The sequence below is a fragment of the Streptomyces sannanensis genome (genome assembly GCF_039536205.1).
GTDB lineage: Bacteria > Actinomycetota > Actinomycetes > Streptomycetales > Streptomycetaceae > Streptomyces > Streptomyces sannanensis.
In genome coordinates, this window is sequence record NZ_BAAAYL010000001.1 from 2,377,467 (window position 1) to 2,395,565 (window position 18,099).

The 18,099-nt window shown below is 70.8% G+C and carries 11 protein-coding genes; all 11 read right to left on the minus strand.

Features of this window, described 5'->3' with window-relative positions; all coding sequences use genetic code 11:
- Positions 1-76 precede the first annotated feature (76 nt).
- Positions 77-1,360, minus strand: a complete 1,284-nt coding sequence (locus ABD858_RS11215) for a nucleotide sugar dehydrogenase (protein WP_345036178.1) — start codon at positions 1,358-1,360, stop codon at positions 77-79.
- Positions 1,357-3,003 (minus strand): glycosyltransferase family 2 protein, encoded by a 1,647-nt coding sequence (locus ABD858_RS11220; RefSeq protein WP_345036179.1) that lies wholly within the window; start codon positions 3,001-3,003, stop codon positions 1,357-1,359. The genes ABD858_RS11215 and ABD858_RS11220 overlap by 4 nt, the downstream gene beginning before the upstream one ends.
- Positions 3,004-4,020 (minus strand): Gfo/Idh/MocA family protein, encoded by a 1,017-nt coding sequence (locus ABD858_RS11225; RefSeq protein ID WP_345036180.1) that lies wholly within the window; start codon positions 4,018-4,020, stop codon positions 3,004-3,006. It abuts the gene before it with no gap.
- The gene (locus ABD858_RS11230; RefSeq protein ID WP_345036181.1) at positions 4,017-5,135 is read right to left on the minus strand and encodes a DegT/DnrJ/EryC1/StrS family aminotransferase; all 1,119 of its coding nucleotides are present in this window, start codon (positions 5,133-5,135) and stop codon (positions 4,017-4,019) included. Before ABD858_RS11230 ends, ABD858_RS11225 begins: the two co-directional genes overlap by 4 nt.
- A gap of 378 nt (positions 5,136-5,513) precedes the next feature.
- Positions 5,514-9,758 carry an Rne/Rng family ribonuclease gene (locus tag ABD858_RS11235; RefSeq protein WP_345036182.1) on the minus strand — a complete coding sequence of 1,415 codons (4,245 nt, stop codon included), beginning with the start codon at positions 9,756-9,758 and terminating at the stop codon, positions 5,514-5,516.
- Positions 9,759-9,992: 234 nt separating this feature from the next.
- Positions 9,993-10,772 (minus strand): TIGR03936 family radical SAM-associated protein, encoded by a 780-nt coding sequence (locus ABD858_RS11240; protein WP_345036183.1) that lies wholly within the window; start codon positions 10,770-10,772, stop codon positions 9,993-9,995.
- Positions 10,773-10,898: 126 nt separating this feature from the next.
- Entirely contained in the window at positions 10,899-12,239 is a 1,341-nt protein-coding gene (locus tag ABD858_RS11245) for a hypothetical protein (protein WP_345036184.1), read from the minus strand.
- 99 nt (positions 12,240-12,338) lie between these two features.
- Complete coding sequence (locus ABD858_RS11250; RefSeq protein ID WP_345036185.1) at positions 12,339-12,944, minus strand: GOLPH3/VPS74 family protein; 606 nt, start codon at positions 12,942-12,944, stop codon at positions 12,339-12,341.
- Between the two features lie 164 nt (positions 12,945-13,108).
- Complete coding sequence (locus tag ABD858_RS11255; protein WP_345036186.1) at positions 13,109-15,043, minus strand: TIGR03960 family B12-binding radical SAM protein; 1,935 nt, start codon at positions 15,041-15,043, stop codon at positions 13,109-13,111.
- A 169-nt stretch (positions 15,044-15,212) separates the two neighbouring features.
- Complete coding sequence (locus ABD858_RS11260; RefSeq protein WP_345036187.1) at positions 15,213-16,715, minus strand: CYTH and CHAD domain-containing protein; 1,503 nt, start codon at positions 16,713-16,715, stop codon at positions 15,213-15,215.
- A 184-nt stretch (positions 16,716-16,899) separates the two neighbouring features.
- Positions 16,900-18,099 (minus strand): rod shape-determining protein RodA, encoded by a 1,200-nt coding sequence (gene rodA / locus ABD858_RS11265; protein ID WP_345036188.1) that lies wholly within the window; start codon positions 18,097-18,099, stop codon positions 16,900-16,902.

Sequence of the window (18,099 nt, forward strand, 5' to 3'; positions counted from 1 at the left end):
GCCGGGTTGAGATGCGGCGAGGCCCTGCCGAGGTACGACAGGGCCTCGCTGTGATCGGTCGCTCAGCGCGCCCGGGTCAGCCGCCGATGACGACGCGGCGGACGCCCTCCCAGCGGGCCGGGTCCGTGGTGCGGCGGCCGTCGACCAGGACGGTGACGTCCGGCAGGTCGGAGGCGGCCAGCTCGCGGTACTCGGCGTGGTCGGCCTGCAGGATGGCGGCGGTGACCTTCTCGCCCTGGTGCGGGGTCAGACCGTGCGCGGCCAGCTCCTCGGCCGTGTACATCGGGTCGGAGACGAACGGCACGGCGCCGCGCGCCTTCAGCGACTCGACGGTCCCGAAGACACCGGAGAACGCGGTCTCCTTGACGCCACCGCGGTAGGCGGCGCCCAGCACCAGCACGTTGACGTCCTTCAGGTCGCCGTAGGCGGCGGCCAGCAGGTCCACGGCATACTCCGGCATCGCGGCGTTGGCCTCACGGGCCGAGCGCACGACGGTCGCCTCCGGGTCGTTCCACAGGTACATCCGCGGGTAGATCGGGATGCAGTGGCCGCCGACGGCGATGCCCGGCTGGTGGATGTGGCTGTACGGCTGGGAGTTGCAGGCCTCGATGACCTTCTTGACGTCGATGCCGTTCTTGTCGGCGAAGCGGGCGAACTGGTTCGCCAGGCCGATGTTGACGTCGCGGTAGGTGGTCTCGGCGAGCTTGGCCAGCTCCGAGGCCTCGGCGGTGCCCAGGTCCCACACGCCGTTCGGCTGCGTCAGGTCGTCGCGCTCGTCGAAGTCCAGCACCTGCTCGTAGAACTCGACACCGCGCTTGGTGGACGCCTCGTCGATGCCGCCGACCAGCTTCGGGTAGCGGCGCAGATCCGCGAAGACACGGCCGGTCAGGACGCGCTCCGGGGAGAAGACCAGGTGGAAGTCCTCGCCGGCCTTCAGGCCCGAGCCCTGCTCCAGCATCGGCGCCCAGCGGGTGCGGGTGGTGCCGACCGGCAGGGTGGTCTCGTACGAGACCAGGGTGCCGGGCTTCAGGCCCTTGGCGATCGCCTGGGTCGCGGCGTCCATCCAGCCGAAGTCCGGGGTGCCCTCCGCGTCCACGAACAGCGGGACGACGACCACGACGGCGTCGGACTGGGCGACCGCGGCCGCGGTGTCCGTCGTCGCGGTCAGCAGCCCGGCGCCGACGGTCTCCTTGAGCTTGACGTCCAGGTCGTACTCGCCCGGGAAGGGCTCGGTGCCGGCGTTGACCAGCTCGACGACCTTCTCGTTGACGTCCGCGCCGATGACCTTGTGGCCCTTGGTGGCGAACTGCACGGCGAGCGGCAGACCGATCTTGCCGAGCGCGACTACACAGATATTCATCGGGTTACTTTCCTCTTCAACCGTGCCAGCCGGCGGCGCAGCCACTGGCGCTGGTACACCTGGGTGAGCAGCCGCTCGCCGATTCCCGGCACAGGCTCCCACAGGGGTGCGGTGGTGACGATCAGCTGTCCCCGGTGGTTCGCGTTGGCCGACACCCGGTGCGGGTGGTCATGGCGCCAGCGACGTGCCAGCGGCAGCGGCAGGCCCCGAGTCTTGAGCGGGATCTCGTACGTCGAGCCTGCCACATCGACGTACACACGGACCGCCAGCTTGGCCTTGCGGCGCTCGACGGGGATCCGGGCGTGCAGCAGCACACCCTCGTCGTCCGGGGCGGCCTTGAACTCGCCGACAAGGGACGGTAGTTCATGCCCGTCGGACAGCCGTCGCCCTCCCGGCGACAGGGTGCTCTTGGGCAGCTGGCCCTCCATGAGCCGGACGACCGGGCTGCCTGTGCCGCCACTCACCCCGACCTTTACGGCCAGAACGAACGTGATCTCGTCAGCCTCCTGCTCCCAGGACGCCGAGACGAACCGGACATTGTCGGCGACCATCCTGGGCTCCGGCTCCAGCACCTCGTAGAGCCGGTCGGGCAGACCCGGTCCGTCCCGGAAGCCGGGGTAGGACACATACGCGCGGCCGTCCTCGAGGACCAGCGGCGGAGCGCCGAACTCGGCCTCGGACCTGATCGTCTCGCGCAGCTCCTCCAGGGCACCGGCCCGGCACAGACCGATCCTGACGCGACGCCGGACGTCCATGGAATCGCGCACGCCGTCCGTGAAGTAGAGGTCGGCCAGCTCGCCGATGCCCTTGCACACCTCCTGCTGAACATCCTCGTCCAGAGCGAGGAAGTCGTCCTGGACGAGCTTCCACAGCTCCCAGATGAAGTGCCGGCGCAGGACCCAGTCCCGCTTCGGCCCGGCCTCGATGAGACCGGCCGCGAACTTCATGATCTCCGCGGTGCAGTGGAGCCGCGACAGATGGTTCGAGCTGTAGGTGATGTTGCTCGAATTGACGCGCTTGACCGCGTAGTAGTACTCGTAGTCGGCCAGCACCGAGATCTTCTTGGCATTGACACAGGCCTCCAGGGTGAAGGGCTGGTCACTGCCGACCCGGAGGTGCTCCGGATAACGGATCTCGTGCCGTTCCAGGAGCTCCCGGCGGAAGAGCTTGATGTTGGCCATGGTGAACGGCAGCGCCGAGTCGTACAGGCTGATGTCCGGGTCGTTCTTCTGGAACAGCGCCTGATGGGCGTATCTGCCGTTCGTGCCGACCATTCTGCCGACAACAATGTCCGACCCGTGCTCGTCGGCACAGGCCACCATCCGCTCCAGCGCCTCCTTGCCGAGATAGTCGTCGGCGCCGATGAAGTACACGAAGCGTCCGGTGGCCAGCTCCAGGGCCCGGTTACTGGGAGCAGCCGGGCCACCGGAGTTGGCCTGATGGATCACTTTGACGGTGTCGGGATAGCGCGCGGCGAACTTGTCGAGCTCCGCGCCGCTTCCGTCCGTCGAGCCGTCGTCGACCGCCACGATCTCGAGGCGGTCACGGCCGATGCTCTGCTTGACCAGTGAGTTCAGCGTCTCGGTCAGGTAGGGCATCGTGTTGTAGACCGCGACGACGACCGTGACATCGGGAGTGGACATTCACCCGCCCTGGTGAGCCGCGTTCAGGCTGACCGTGGTGCCGGTGGCCGCCGATTCCAGGACCGCCGCCGCGACCTCGACCGTACGCAGTCCCTGCCGGAGCGTGCAGATGTCGAGCGACTTGCCGAGCACGGCGTCCCGGAAGAGCTCGTGCTCGACCAGGAGCGGCTCGCGCTTCGGGATCGCGTAGCGGATCATGTCGCCCTCGGCGACACCGCGGAAGGCCTGGAGCGCCTCCCACTCGGTGGCCTGGGCGGCGTTCGAGTGGAAGGTCAGGTCGGCGGTGAGGGTGTCCGCGATGAAGCAGCCCTTCTCACCGGTGACCGAGGTGAAGCGCTCCTTGAGCGGGCTCAGCCAGTTGACCAGGTGGTTGACCATGGTGTCGTCGGCGAGCTTGCCGACCGCGGCGACCATGTCCTCGTGCGGACGGCCGCTCTTGGAGACGGTGTGCGCCGCTATCGAGACGTACTGCTGGCCGGTCACCCAGGCGGTGAGGTCGATGTCATGGGTGGCGAGGTCCTTGACCACGCCGACATCGGCGATGCGGTGCGGGAACGGGCCCTGACGTCGGGTGACCACCTGGTACACGTCGCCCAGCTCGCCGGCCTCCAGGCGGGCGCGCAGGCTGCGCAGCGCCGGGTTGCAGCGCTCGATGTGTCCGACACCGGCCACCAGGCCGCGCGACTCGAACGCCTCCACCAGTCGGCGGGCGCCCTCGACGCTGTCCGCGACGGGCTTCTCGACGAGCGCGTGCACTCCGGCCTCGGCCAGCTCGAGGCCGACCTCCTCGTGCAGGGCGGTCGGGCAGGCCACGACGGCGTAGTCGACACCGAGGCCGATCAGCTCCTCGACGGTGGACAGCACCGGTGCGCCGTGCGCCGCGCCGTGCTTGTCGCCCATCGGGTCCACGACACCGACGAGACGCACCCCGTCCAGGCTGTTGGCCAGTATGCGGGCGTGGTGGCGGCCCATCGAACCCAGGCCGATCAGCCCGGCTCGAAGCTCCCCAGTGGTCACTGAATCTCTCCCAGCTCGTTCACGGCGGTCACGATCCGCTCCAGGTCGCCCTCGGAGAGCGAGGGGTGCACAGGAAGGGAGACGACCTCGGCGGCCGCACGCTCGGTCTCCGGCAGGTCCCAGTTGCGGCCCGCCTTCTGGTCCGGCTCCCAGTACGGCTTCAGCCGGTGGATCGGGGTCGGGTAGTACACGGCGTTGCCGATGCCCGCCTCGGTGAGCTTCCGCATCGCGGCGTCCCGGTCACCCTGCACACGGACGGTGTACTGGTGGTAAACGTGGCGTGCACCTTCGGCGACCGACGGCGTGATGACATTCGGGGCCGAGATGTTCTCGCTGAGGTACGCGGCGTTGGCGATGCGCTGCTCGGTCCAGGCCGGGAGCTTCGACAGCTGGACCCGGCCGACGGCGGCGGCGACATCCGTCAGACGCATGTTGGCGCCGACGATCTCGTTGGCGTAGCGCTGCTCCATGCCCTGGTTGCGCAGCAGGCGCAGGGTGCGGGCGATCTCGGCGTCACCCGTGGTGATCATGCCGCCCTCGAGGGAGTGCATGTTCTTGGTCGGGTAGAAGCTGAACGTACCGCCGGAGCCGAAGGCGCCGACCGGGGTGCCGTTCAGGGCGGCGGCGTGCGCCTGGCACGCGTCCTCGACGACGGCGAGCTTGTGCTTGTCGGCGATGGCCATGATCTTGTCCATCGCGGCCGGGTGACCGTACAGGTGCACCGGCATGATCGCGGCCGTACGCGGCGTGATGGCCGCCTCAACCGCCGCCGGGTCCAGACAGAAGGTGCCCGGCTCGATGTCCGCGAAGACGACGTCGGCGCCGACCAGGCGGACCGAGTTCGCGGAGGCGGCGAAGGAGAACGACGGGACGATGACCTCGTCGCCCGGGCCGATACCCAGAGCCAGCAGCAGCAGGTGCAGCGCGGAGGTGCCGGAGTTGACGGCCACGCAGTGGCGGCCCTGGACCAGCTCCGAGAAGCCCTCCTCGAAGGCGGCCACCTCGGGACCCTGCACGACACGGCCCGATCGCAGCACGGCTACCGCGGCCTCGATCTCTTCTTCACCGATCACCGGCCGGGCCGCAGGGATCGGCTCCTTGTTGACGTTCGGCATGGACGTCCTCCTTGAACACCGCGATATCTCTATATGGCAGAGGTTCGGGATGCTGCGGACGTTTCACGAGGCCGCACCACCCCGCCGGCGCAATGCCGACGCCCTACCGACGATTGCTGCGCAAGCTTCCCATATCTCCCCCGAGGGGCCGCTCACACAGGGTTCGAACCGGCTCTGTCCAGAACCGGCCCAGTCACCACGGCGGGCTCCGTGCGGAGTCCGCACCAGGTAGAAACCGCCCGTCACATTATCAGGAGTCCCCTGGCAGAAATTTCGCGCGGTCCGCCGCTGCGACGCAACCGGAAGGTCACAGAGGCGGCCCGCCTCCGGGCTTCGGAGGCGGGTCACCCCGGACTTCGGTTACGGACGAACGGTCCCTCAGTCCTCGGCGGAGGCCGAGACGGACGGGAGCGTCTGCTCCGCCGCCGCGGTCTTCTTCGAGGCCTTCTTGGCCGTCGTCTTCTTCGCCGCCGTCTTCTTGGCCGCCGTCTTCTTCACAGCCGCCTTCTTCGCCGTGGCCTTCTTGGCGGTCTTGCGAGCCGCCTTCTTGACCGCCGGCGCGGTCACCTCGGCCTCTGCTTCGGCCTCGGCCACCGGCCCGGTGGGCACCACGACGACGACACCCTCGGCCGCGTCCGCCGGAGCCCCGGCGGGTGCAGTGACCTTCCGGGTCACCCGGCGACGCGCCTGCGGCGCGGGAGCCTCGGCCACCTCGGCGACGGGCTCGACGGCCGACGTGGCGCCCGGCTCGGGCTCGGCCTCCACGGCCGGGACCGCGGGGGTCACCTGCTCGACGGCGGCCGTCCCGGCGGGGGCACCGGCCGGGGCCGACGCCCTGCGCGCGGCACGCCGACGGCCGAAGACCGGGGGACCCGCCTCCACGACCGGCTCGGGCTCGACGGCGACCGGGGCCGACACCGGCTCGGCGACCTCGGTCACCGGCTCGGCGGTCACGGACTCCGTCTCCACCGGGGCACCGACCGGGGCCGACACCCTGCGGGTGGCACGACGGCGCACACGACCCGTGGGGGCCGCCTCCGGCTCCGGGGCCACCTCGGGGGCCACGACGGCCGGGGCCGCCTCCACCTCGATGACGGACGGGGTCACTTCGGCGACAGCAGGCTGCGGCCGGGCCGGAGCGGACCCCTTGCGGGTCGCCCGGCGGCGGCCACGGCCACGCACCGCGGCCTCGGCCTCCGCGACGCTGCTGTACAGCTCCTCGTCGGGCTCGAAGGCGGGCGCTGGCAGAGCCACCGGAGCAACGGCCTCCGCCGCGACCTCGGCCTCCGTCTCCACCGGAGCCTCGAGCTCGGCCTCCACCGGGGCCTCGACCTCGGCCGGCGCCTCGTGCTCGTGCATGCCACGGCCGCGCTTCCTGGCACGCTTGGCGCCGCCGCCACCAGCCATGGCCGGCTGCTCCATGTGCACGATCACACCGCGGCCGTTGCAGTGGACACAGGTCTCCGAGAACGACTCCAGCAGACCCTGGCCGACCCGCTTGCGGGTCATCTGCACCAGACCCAGCGAGGTGACCTCGGCCACCTGGTGCTTGGTGCGGTCCCGGCCCAGGCACTCCAGCAGCCGTCGCAGCACCAGGTCGCGGTTGGACTCCAGCACCATGTCGATGAAGTCGATGACAACGATGCCGCCCAGGTCACGCAGCCGCAGCTGGCGCACGATCTCTTCGGCGGCCTCCAGGTTGTTCCTGGTGACGGTCTCCTCGAGATTGCCGCCCTGACCGGTGAACTTGCCGGTGTTGACATCGACGACGACCATCGCCTCGGTCTTGTCGATCACCAGCGAGCCGCCGCTCGGCAGCCAGACCTTGCGGTCCAGCGCCTTCATCAGCTGCTCGTCGATGCGGTACGTCGCGAAGACGTCGACCTCGGAGGTCCACCTCGACAGCCGGTCCGACAGATCCGGGGCGACATGCGAGACGTACCCGTGGATCGTCTCCCACGCGTCGTCACCGCTGACGATGACCTTCGAGAAGTCCTCGTTGAAGATGTCGCGGACGACCCGGACGGTCATGTCCGGCTCGCCGTAGAGAAGGGTCGGAGCGTTGCCGTTCTTCGCCTTCTTCTGGATGTCCTCCCACTGCGCCTGCAGACGCTCGACATCGCGGCGCAGCTCGTCCTCGCTGGCGCCCTCCGCGGCGGTGCGCACGATGACGCCCGCGTCCTCGGGGACGATCTTCTTGAGGATGGTCTTCAGACGCGCGCGCTCGGTGTCGGGCAGCTTGCGGCTGATGCCGGTCATCGAGCCCTCGGGCACGTACACCAGGTAACGGCCGGGCAGCGAGACCTGGCTGGTGAGGCGAGCGCCCTTGTGGCCGATCGGGTCCTTCGTCACCTGGACGAGGACGGACTGGCCGGACTTCAGTGCGGACTCGATACGACGCGGGCCGTTGGCCATGCCCAGCGCCTCGAAGTTGACCTCACCGGCGTACAGGACGGCATTGCGGCCCTTGCCGATGTCGACGAACGCGGCCTCCATCGAGGGCAGCACGTTCTGCACCTTGCCGAGGTACACGTTGCCGACGTACGACGTCGACTGCTCCTTGTTGACGTAGTGCTCGACGAGCACGTTGTCCTCGAGGACACCGATCTGGGTGCGGTCGCCGTTCTGGCGGACGACCATCACCCGCTCGACGGCCTCACGGCGCGCCAGGAACTCCGCCTCGGTGATGATCGGAACACGGCGACGGCCCTGCTCCCGGCCCTCACGGCGGCGCTGCTTCTTCGCCTCGAGACGGGTCGAGCCCTTGATGGACTGCACCTCGTCGGACGGCTCCGGCTTCGGGCGCGGCTCCCGGACCTTGACGACCGTACGGACACCGTCCTCGTCGGTCGCCTCGGCCTCGACGGCCTCTCCGCTGCGACGACGACGGCGACGACGGCGACGGCTGCCGGCCGTGTCGGCCTCGGCCTCGACGGCCTCCTCGGCGCCCTCCTCGACGTGGTCCTCCTCGGCCTCCTCCAGGGGCTCCTCGGCCTCGACGCCCTCTGCCTCCTCGGCTTCCTCCGCCTCGGCGGCCTCGCCCCGGCGACGGCGACGGCCACCACGGCGACGGCGGCGCGAGGGGCGGTCCTCGTACTCCTCCGCCTCCTCCTCGGCCTGCTCCTCCTCGGCGAGCTCCTCGGCGGCCTCTTCGACGGCCTCCTTGAAGGCCCTCTCGACCGCCTGCGCGATCTCGGCGGTGGGCGCCTCGCCGCGGCGACGGCGGCGACGGCGCGCACCGGCCTGCGGCTCGACGACGGCCTCTTCCTCCACCGCCTCCTCTTCCTCGGCCTCCTCCGCCTCGGCGGCGGCAGCCACAGCGGCGGCAGCGGCGGTCTCCGGGGTCTGGAACACCGGCTCGGTGAAGACGGGCGCCTGGAATACGGCGACGGCGGGGCGCACCGCACGACGGCGCGTACCGGCCGGAGCCTCGGCCTCCTCGGCCACGCCCTCGGTCGCGGTCGGCTCACCCCTGAACTGCGGCCTGCTCGCGGCAGCGGTCACCCGGCGACGGGCACGGCCCCGCGGGACCTCCTCGGCCGGCTCGGCCACGACGGCCTCGGGCAGACCGTCGCCGATGGTGACGGCCTCCTCGGCCTCGACGGCCTGCGGCGCGGTCACGCCCCGGGTGGCACGGCGGCGTGTACGCCGAGCGGGCTCGGGGGTCTCCTCGACCACGGCCGCCTCGACGGTCTTCTCGGCCTCCGCGGCCTCTTCCGCCTCGACGACGGCTTCCGGCGCGGTCACGCCACGGGTGGCACGACGACGGGTAAGGCGTGCCGGGGCCTCCTCGACGGGCTCGGCCTCCACGGCCGGGGCCTCGACGGCCTCGACAACCACCTCGGCACCCGTCGGCGCACCCGCCGGCGCGGTCGCCCTGCGGGTGGCACGGCGGCGGGTACGGGCCGGAGCGGCAGCCTCCGGCGCGGCAACCGGCTCGACAGCCTCGGCGGCTTCCGCCGCAGGAGCCTCCACAGCCTTCTCCGCGGCCCCGGTCGCGGTGACACCGCGCGTCGCACGGCGACGGGTGCGGCGCACCGGCTCCTCGGTCTCCGCCACAGGAGCCTCGGCACCGCCGGCGGCGACCGCGGCTGCGGCGGCCGGCTCTACGGCCTCGGCCTGCGGCGCGGTCACCGTACGGGTGGCACGACGACGCGTGCGGCGAGCGGGCTCGACCGCCGCTTCCCCGGCCGGCGTCTCCTCGCCGGCCTCCACGGCCTGCGGCGCATCGGCGGGCGCGGTCGCCTTACGCGTCGCACGACGACGCGGACGGGCCGGAGCGGCCGCCTCGGGCTCCTCGGCAGCACCTGACGCCGCGGCCACAGCGGCCGGCTCAGCGGCCTCCACGGCCTGCGGCGCACCCGCCGGCGCGGTCGCCTTACGCGTCGCACGACGACGCGGACGGGCCGGAGCGGCCGCCTCCGCAACCTCCTCGACCGCGTTGGCACCCTCCGCGGCCGGTATGGCCGGCGTCATCAGTTCCACCGTCTCCACCTCCGGGGCGGCCGGCGAACCGGCAGGCCGAGAGGCCGCACGGCGCCTACGGCGCGGCGGCAGGGTGTCGCTGGGCGTGCTGTGTTCTTCGTTCCCCCCGGCAACGCCGGGTTCGTTCGGCTCAAGCATGCGGGCGTATCTCCCGTCACGCTCCCGGGCGCCGAGCCTCTGTCCGGTCCGGCCGCGGCCCGCGTGATGAGCGCGGCCCGGCCGTCCGGGGCGCGGGCGCCGCACGGGAGCTGTATGTCTGGCTCGCCGGTTCCGTACGCGATGTACGCACGGCCTGGCGAAAGTCTCCTGGTCTGTGCGCGGCCGGACCCAGGTGGCTCCCGAGTGCCAGGGCCGCGCATTCGACGACCGTCCCTACGCGGCGGGACCTTCCGGCGCCGTCGCGGCGGCGGACCCGGCGGCCGTGGGTGGAGCGGCCGGGGCTGCCTCGCGGTCGGGCGCGAGCGGGTCGGTCACCGTGCCGGACTCCTCGTCGAAGAGCCCCTGCGCCAGCCTGGTCACCGCTGCGGGGACCGGCGGCGCCAGGTCGGCCACAGCTCGGAGACCGGACAGGACGTCGTCGGGTCGAACGGCAGGTGTCACGTGCCGAACAACCAGCCGCAGTATCGCACAGGGCCCGTCCCCCGGCCTATCAGACTGTGGACGAAGCGCCTCCAAATTCGCTACGGCCCCACGCGCGTCGAACTTCCGGATGCCGTTCTTGGTGCGGCGTTCAACCTCGATTGTCTCGGCGGCGAGGAACGCTCCGACGGCACGCTCGGCGTCCGCGGGCTCCACTCCTTCGAGCCGCAGCTCCCACACGGATGCGGTCAGCCGATCGGCGAGTCCGGACGTACGGGCCTCGACGGCGTCCGTGATGTCGAGCCCGTCGGGCAGCGACTCGTCGAGCAGCTTGCGCAGCGTCCCGGGGTCCCGGGACTCGGTGAGAGCGATCTCCAGATACTCGGCCTCGCTGCCCGTACCCGTGGGTGCGGCGTTGGCGTACGACACCTTCGGGTGCGGCGTGAAGCCCGCCGAGTACGCCATGGGCACCTCGGCGCGGCGCAGCGCACGCTCGAAGGCGCGCTGGAAGTCACGGTGGCTGGTGAACCGGAGGCGGCCGCGCTTGGTGTAGCGCAGTCGGATGCGCTGCACCGCGGGTGCGGGCGGCGGGCCTTCGGGCTGTCGCTTGCCCAGTGGTTCTTCTCCTCGGTGCGGGGCGGGCGCGGTGGCGCGCCGCTCTCGGGCGTAGTGATGGCCCCTGGCGGCGTCCCGTCCGGCTCATCCCCTCTTACGGAGAGAGATCTCGGAGACCGGCGCCGCGCCGGAGGCGGTCCTTGTACTACCCAGAGTACGCGTCCGACGGCTGACCGGTTCCACGGGTTCCGCGCGCCTCGCCCCGGCGGACCCGCCCACCAGGGCACGCCACGCCTCGCGCCGCACCTCGCGCGCGGTCTCCCGAGCGGTGCGCAGCGCCTCCCGGACGGTACGCCCGACCTCGGCCGTCACCCGGCGTACGGACTGCCGGACGGTACGCACCACCGCAACCGCAGCCCGCCCGGCATCGCGCATCCAGTGCCCGAGGGGCGTGAGCACACCGAGGTACACCCAGCGCGCCGGCCGGCCGAGCAGATTCCACGCCAGCCACTTCAGCCCCCGGCCCACCGCGCGCGAGACGTATCCCGCGATGCGCCAGGCGTGTCCCGACGCAGCCACGACCTCCCGCCCGACGGGGACGAGAACTCGCCGCCACAGCCGGACGAAGGGCGAGACCAGCCCGTGCGCCACGACCCACACCACGGCGGCCCACACGCCACCCGCAGCCGCGGCGACGCCCCGGCCGACGGGGGTCAGTATGTGACGCCACGCCCACACGGACGGCGCAACGAGGAGGTTGACCACCAGCCACACGGCCGCGGCCGCGACACCGCCACAGATCCCGCGCACCAGCCGTACGATCCCCCGGCCGGTCGGTGCCAGCGCGCGCCGCCAGAACCGAACAGCGGGCTCGACCAGGCCTTTCATCACCAGCCACACAGTCCCCGCCCAGACCCGATGCGCGACGGCGGCGATCCCCGCACCGGCACCGCGCACCAGCCAGGCGATCCCCCGGCCCACCGGCGTCAGCACCGACTGCCACATCCACACGGACGGCGCGACCAGAAGGTTCACCACCAGCCACACGGCCGCGACCCACAGCGCGCGGCCCACGGCCGCGATCCCGGACCGGATGGCGCGCAGCAACCAGGCGACGCCATGGAACAACGGGGCCAGCAGCCGATGCCACAGCCAGGTCGGCACCGGTACGAGAACATGCCGCCACAGCGCGGCCCACGGCCGGTGGAAGACGGCCTTGAGCAGCCACACCATGGCGGTCTCGGCCGTCTCCAAGAGCCACATCGCGATCCGCGCGACCGGGACCACGACATGGTCGAGCAGCCAGGGCAACGGATTCCTCAGCACCGTCCGGCGAACGGCACGCGCGCAGACCACCGCCGCGTCCCACAGCATCCGGACCGGAACGACCAGGACCAGCACCACGATCCGTACCGGAATCCTGATCGCGACCACGAGGCAGCCCTGGGGTTCGGCCTCGTCCCCCGTGCGCTTCTCCAGCTCCATACCCGTACGGACGCGCCGGCCCGGCCCCGGGTTTCCCCGGGCCCGGGCCGGCGCAGAAGTGTTACCGCACCACTGACCGTGGCCCACGCCGGGCCGGCGTCATTCGCCTCGCCAGATGTTGTCGAAGGCCGCCTCCTCGATGGCTCGTCGCCGGCGTACGGCCTCCAGTTCCAGCAACGCGTCGTTGACGGCGGCCAGCACGGTCGCCACCGCGTCGTCGTCCACGCTCGGGGGCTCCCCGGTCCGCGCGTCGCGGATTCCGACGGCTGAGGCGAGGGCGGCGAGGACCGGCTCGTTCGACGTCCAGCGGTCCGCCGCTCGGCGGCGATCGGGTGAATCGACCAGCTCCACACGGCTGGTCCGGGTGAGGAAGCCGCGGCGGCCCTGCCGAGTGAGTTGCCCTTCCGCCTCCAGGGCGGTCAGGTAGGTCGACGACAGTCCCCGGCCCCTGCGCCACAACCAGTCGTCGACCGACTCGTGCGGCGCCTCACGGATGAGCGACGACGCGGCCTCGTCCAACAGGCGGTCGGCGAGCGTCGGGCGGTAGCCGGGCACGATGCGGTCGCCGTCCAGGGTGATGGCCTGTGACCCGAGGAGATCGATCGCCTCGGCCCCCGCGAGCGCGAGCGACAGGTCGCCCTGCTCCACGGGACGACTGGGCGCCACGTCCATGGCGATGATCAACAGGTCCCGCGCTGTGGTCATGTACGGCTCCACATCAGTGGAATTCGGTTCCGCCGGGCACGTGCGGATACGAGCTTACGGAGCGGGGACGGCCGCTGCGACCGCACCGACGACGCAGCCTCTGCCGCGACTCGCGGCAGAGGCTGCACGGTACTCCGGATCCGGTCCGTTGTTCCTGGCTGTTCTTACTGGCCGGAGCTGTTGACGACGCTCAGCGGAAGCAGCTTCTTGCCGGTCGGGCCGATCTGGATCGACGTCTGCATCTGAGGACACACGCCACAGTCGAAGCACGGCGTCCAGCGGCAGTCCTCGACCTCGGTCTCGTCGAGGGCGTCCTGCCAGTCCTCCCAGAGCCAGTCCTTGTCCAGACCGGAGTCCAGGTGATCCCAGGGCAGGACCTCCTCGTACGTGCGCTCACGCGTGGTGTACCAGTCGACGTCGACACCGGACTCCGGCAGCGTCTTCGCCGCGCAGTCCATCCAGCGGTCGTACGAGAAGTGCTCACGCCAGCCGTCGAAGCGGCCGCCGTCCTCGTACACCGCGCGGATCACCGCGCCGATGCGCCGGTCGCCGCGGGAGAGCAGGCCCTCGACGATGCCGGGCTTGCCGTCGTGGTACCGGAAGCCGATCGAACGGCCGTACTTCTTGTCGCCGCGGATCTTGTCGCGCAGCTTCTCCAGACGCGCGTCGGTCTCCTCGGCCGAGAGCTGCGGCGCCCACTGGAAGGGGGTGTGCGGCTTCGGCACGAAACCGCCGATCGACACCGTGCAGCGGATGTCGTTGGACTTCGACACCTCGCGGCCCTTGGCGATGACGTTCATCGCCATGTCGGCGATCTGGAGGACGTCGTCGTCCGTCTCGGTCGGCAGGCCGCACATGAAGTACAGCTTCACCTGGCGCCAGCCGTTGCCGTAGGCCGTGGCGACCGTACGGATCAGGTCCTCCTCCGAGACCATCTTGTTGATGACCTTGCGCATGCGCTCGGAGCCGCCCTCGGGAGCGAAGGTCAGACCGGAACGGCGGCCGTTACGGGTCAGCTCGTTCGCCAGGTCGACGTTGAACGCGTCGACACGGGTGGACGGGAGGGACAGACCGATCTTGTCCGCCTCGTACCGGTCGGCAAGACCCTTCGCGATGTCACCGATCTCGCTGTGGTCCGCGGAGGAGAGGGAGAGCAGGCCGACCTCCTCGAAGCCGGTCGCGCGCAGGCCCCTGTCCACCATCTCGCCGATGCCGGTGATGCTTCGCTCCCGCACGGGGCGCGTGATCATGCCGGCCTGGCAGAAACGGCAGCCGCGGGTGCAGCCGCGGAAGATCTCGACGGACATCCGCTCATGGACGGTCTCGGCGAGCGGGACGAGCGGCTGCTTCGGGTACGGCCACTCGTCCAGGTCCATGACGGTGTGCTTGGACACGCGCCACGGCACGCCGGAGCGGTTCGGCACGACACGGCCGATGCGGCCGTCCGGCAGGTACTCGACGTCGTAGAAGCCGGGGACGTACACACCACCGGTGCGGGCGAGGCGGAAGAGCAGCTCCTCGCGACCGCCGGGGCGGCCCTCGGCCTTCCAGGCGCGGATGATGTCCGTGATCTCGAGCACCGCCTGCTCACCGTCGCCGATGACCGCGCAGTCGATGAACTCCGCGATCGGCTCGGGGTTGAAGGCCGCGTGGCCGCCCGCGAGGACGATCGGGTCGTCGATGGTGCGGTCCGCCGCGCTGAGCGGAATGCCGGCGAGGTCGAGAGCCGTGAGCATGTTGGTGTAGCCGAGCTCCGTGGAGAAGCTCAGGCCGAACACATCGAAAGCCTTTACGGGTCGATGTGAATCCACCGTGAACTGCGGCACGCGGTGCTCGCGCATCAGCTCCTCGAGGTCCGGCCACACGCTGTAGGTGCGCTCGGCGAGGACGCCCTCACGCTCGTTGAGTACCTCGTAGAGGATCATGACGCCCTGGTTGGGCAGACCGACCTCGTACGCGTCCGGGTACATGAGCGCCCAACGGACGTCACACTCCTCCCACGGTTTGACCGTGGAGTTGAGCTCACCACCGACGTACTGGATCGGCTTCTGCACGTGCGGGAGCAGGGCCTCGAGCTGTGGGAAGACCGATGCGGACATCTCGAACCTTCATGAGCGGGCAAGGGGTGACTCTCAAGCGTAACCGCAACGGAGTCACCCCTTGGCACGGCGATCGGATCATGCCCGCGGCAGCGAGAGAAGGCCGACGGATCACCCCTGCGTCGGCGGGGAAGCCGTGCACCGACAAAACGATCGGCCCCGCACCCGGTTACGCCGACAGCTCCGCCGCCTTCGCCCACGCCGCCGGCAGCTCCGCCTCGTCCTTCGCCGCTCGCTGCTCCTCCCTGCCGTACAACACCCCGTACGTGAATGTGCTCTCCCCCGCGTCATGCGCCTGGACAGCCAGGTCGTCCCGCAGGGTGGTGCGGGCCATGACGCTGTCCTGGTGGTCGCCGAGCAGGGTCTGCAGGGACTTCGCCGCGCTGACGATGTCCGCGGCCGGGTCGCCGAGGGCCGGTTCCGCGGCCTCCGCCGCGTAGCGCAGGCGCTTGGCGTCCTTCCGGGACTCGTGCAGGGCGACGTCGCGTTCGCTGCCGGGCTCCTTGGCCATGGCCTCGTCGATATGTGCGGCGAGGCGGGCGTGGTCGCGGCGAACCGCCTTGGCGATCACCTTCTTCGGCTTCCCGGCGGACTTGGGCAGCAGCGGCGGGTCGGCGAGCAGGACGTCGAGGGTCTCCAGCAGAGTGAGGTAGCGCTTGCCGTCGAGGACGGCCGTCAGCCGCTCGCGCGAGCCGGCCTCGGTGGCGTGCGACCAGGTGTCCAGGCGGGTGCGGACCGGGCCGACGACCAGCTCTTCGGGCAGTTCGCCGAGTCGTTCGTCCAGCCGCTCGGTGAGCACTTCCCGGTCGCGGTCGACGCCCAGTTCGGCGGCCAGCCATTTGAGTTCGACGCCGATGGGGCGGGTGGTCTCGCGGTCGAGGACACGGCGGTACGAGCGGAAGACGCTGCGCATCCGGCGGGTGGCGACGCGCATGCGGTGCACGGAGTCGGGGAGGTCGCGGCGCACGGCGGGGTCGAGCTCGACGATGGCGTCCCGCTGGGCATGTACGTACGCGAGGACGTGGTCGCCGGCGGTCTTCGGCTTGGCCTGCTTCTTGGGCGGCTCGGGTACCGTGCCGGTCTCGGCCAGGGCCCGGGACAGCTTGGACGGGGCCTCGGACGGACGGATGTCCGCCTTGCGGAGGCGTTTGTCGACGGCGTCCAGCAGCGCCGGGTCGCCGACGTCGGCCAGTTCGACCTCGATCTCGGTCCAGGACACCGTGGCACCGCCGTCGGTGAGGCGTTCGGCGAGGACCGTGTCGACGCTGAGCTCGGCGAGCAGGGTGCCGTCCCCGTCGACCAGGTGGCGGACTTCGCGGGAGGAGAGGAGCCGTACGACGGGCTTGAGCTCGGAGTCGCGGATGCGGGAGCGGAGCAGGCCGGACAGGGAGCTCGGCAGGGTGTCGGTGAGCGGGGCGCGGATCTCGTCACGGATGCCGGTCGTGACCGGGAATTTCAGATGCCAGCCCGCGTCGTCGCCGCCGGTCCTGCGGCGCAGGGTGATGCCGTCGGCGGCGAGCCGCAGTCCGGGGGTGTCGTAGTAGACGGCGTCCAGCTCGGCGACGCCCTTGTCGAGGACGGCCGCCACCCCGGCCACCCGGGTCAGATCGGGCAGCCGGGTGTCCGCACTGGCTTCGTATTTCCGCTCGATTTCGCGCTTTGTGTCCGCCATGAACCGAATCTAATCCCGTCGGCGACAACTTGGGCAGTACGCCCGCCGGGTCCGGTCCGGTTGGTCAGGCCGGATCAGGGAGCTGCGGTCCCCCGGCTACCTCCCCCGGCTACCGCTGGGGGAGGTAGCCGGGGGAGGTAGCCGGGGGAGCGTCACGACGGGGCAAACGTGGCCGGGAGGGGCACTATGCGCTTATCGGTCGTTGTACCCGGATGGACTGCAGCAGGCCGATCGCGATCCAGACGGCGAACATCGAGGAGCCGCCGTACGAAACGAACGGCAGGGGGAGGCCCGCGACCGGCATGATGCCGAGCGTCATCCCGATGTTCTCGAAGGACTGGAACGCGAACCAGGCGATGATGCCGGCGGCGACGATCGTGCCGTACAGCTCGGTGGTTTCGCGGGCGATCCGGCAGGCCCGCCAGAGCACCACGCCGAGCAGGAGGATGATGAGGCCCGCGCCGATGAAGCCCAGTTCCTCACCCGCGACGGTGAAGACGAAGTCGGTCTGCTGTTCGGGGACGAACTGGCCGGTGGTCTGGGAGCCCTTGAAGAGGCCGGTGCCCAGCAGTCCGCCGGAACCGATGGCGATGCGCGCCTGGTTGGTGTTGTAGCCGACGCCCGCCGGGTCGAGTTCCGGGTTGGCGAAGGCGGCGAACCGGTTGATCTGGTACTCGTCGAGCAGGCCGAGCGTGGCGACGAGCACGGCGCCGATCACACCCGCGCCGATCAGGCCGAAGATCCACCGGTTGGAGGCACCCGAGGCGAGGAGCACGCCGAGCACGATCACCGCTATCACCATGACCGAGCCGAGGTCCGGCATCAGCATGATGATCAATACCGGCAGTACGGCCATGCCCAGGGCCTTGAGCACCGTGCGGTGGTCGGGGTGCTCCTGGTCGCCCGCGTCGACGCGGGCGGCGAGCAGCACCGCCATGCCCAGAATGATCGTGATCTTGGTGAACTCGGAAGGCTGGAGCGAGAAGCCGCCGCCGATCACGATCCATGCGTGCGCGCCGTTGATGGTCGCGCCGAGCGGGGTGAGGACGGCCAGGACCAGGACGACCGAGAGCCCGTAGAGGAAGGGCACGGCACCCCGCAGGGTGCGGTGTCCCAGCCAGATCGTGCCGGCCATCAGGGTAAGCCCGATACCGGTGTTCAGGATGTGCCGGAAGAGGAAGTAGTACGGATCGCCCTGGTTGAGCTCGGTGCGGTTGCGGGTCGCGGACCACACCAGCAGCGCGCCGAGGAGGGACAGCGCGAGGGCCGACAGGAGCATCGTCCAGTCGAGCCGGCGCAGCACGGAGTCGCGCGCGGTGAGCTTGGTCCAGGCCCCCTTGTCGGGGGCGTAACGCGGGACGGAGAAGTTGTTGGCGCCTGCCAT

Excerpts from the sequence above, each read along its gene's own strand:
- ABD858_RS11215 (WP_345036178.1), bottom strand. The coding sequence starts at position 1,360 with ATGAATATCTGTGTAGTCGCGCTCGGCAAGATCGGTCTGCCGCTCGCC.
- ABD858_RS11220 (WP_345036179.1), bottom strand. The coding sequence starts at position 3,003 with ATGTCCACTCCCGATGTCACGGTCGTCGTCGCGGTCTACAACACGATG.
- ABD858_RS11230 (WP_345036181.1), bottom strand. The coding sequence starts at position 5,135 with ATGCCGAACGTCAACAAGGAGCCGATCCCTGCGGCCCGGCCGGTGATC.
- ABD858_RS11235 (WP_345036182.1), bottom strand. The coding sequence starts at position 9,758 with ATGCTTGAGCCGAACGAACCCGGCGTTGCCGGGGGGAACGAAGAACAC.
- ABD858_RS11245 (WP_345036184.1), bottom strand. The coding sequence starts at position 12,239 with ATGGAGCTGGAGAAGCGCACGGGGGACGAGGCCGAACCCCAGGGCTGC.
- ABD858_RS11250 (WP_345036185.1), bottom strand. The coding sequence starts at position 12,944 with ATGACCACAGCGCGGGACCTGTTGATCATCGCCATGGACGTGGCGCCC.
- ABD858_RS11255 (WP_345036186.1), bottom strand. The coding sequence starts at position 15,043 with ATGTCCGCATCGGTCTTCCCACAGCTCGAGGCCCTGCTCCCGCACGTG.
- ABD858_RS11260 (WP_345036187.1), bottom strand. The coding sequence starts at position 16,715 with ATGGCGGACACAAAGCGCGAAATCGAGCGGAAATACGAAGCCAGTGCG.
- rodA (WP_345036188.1), bottom strand. The coding sequence starts at position 18,099 with ATGGCAGGCGCCAACAACTTCTCCGTCCCGCGTTACGCCCCCGACAAG.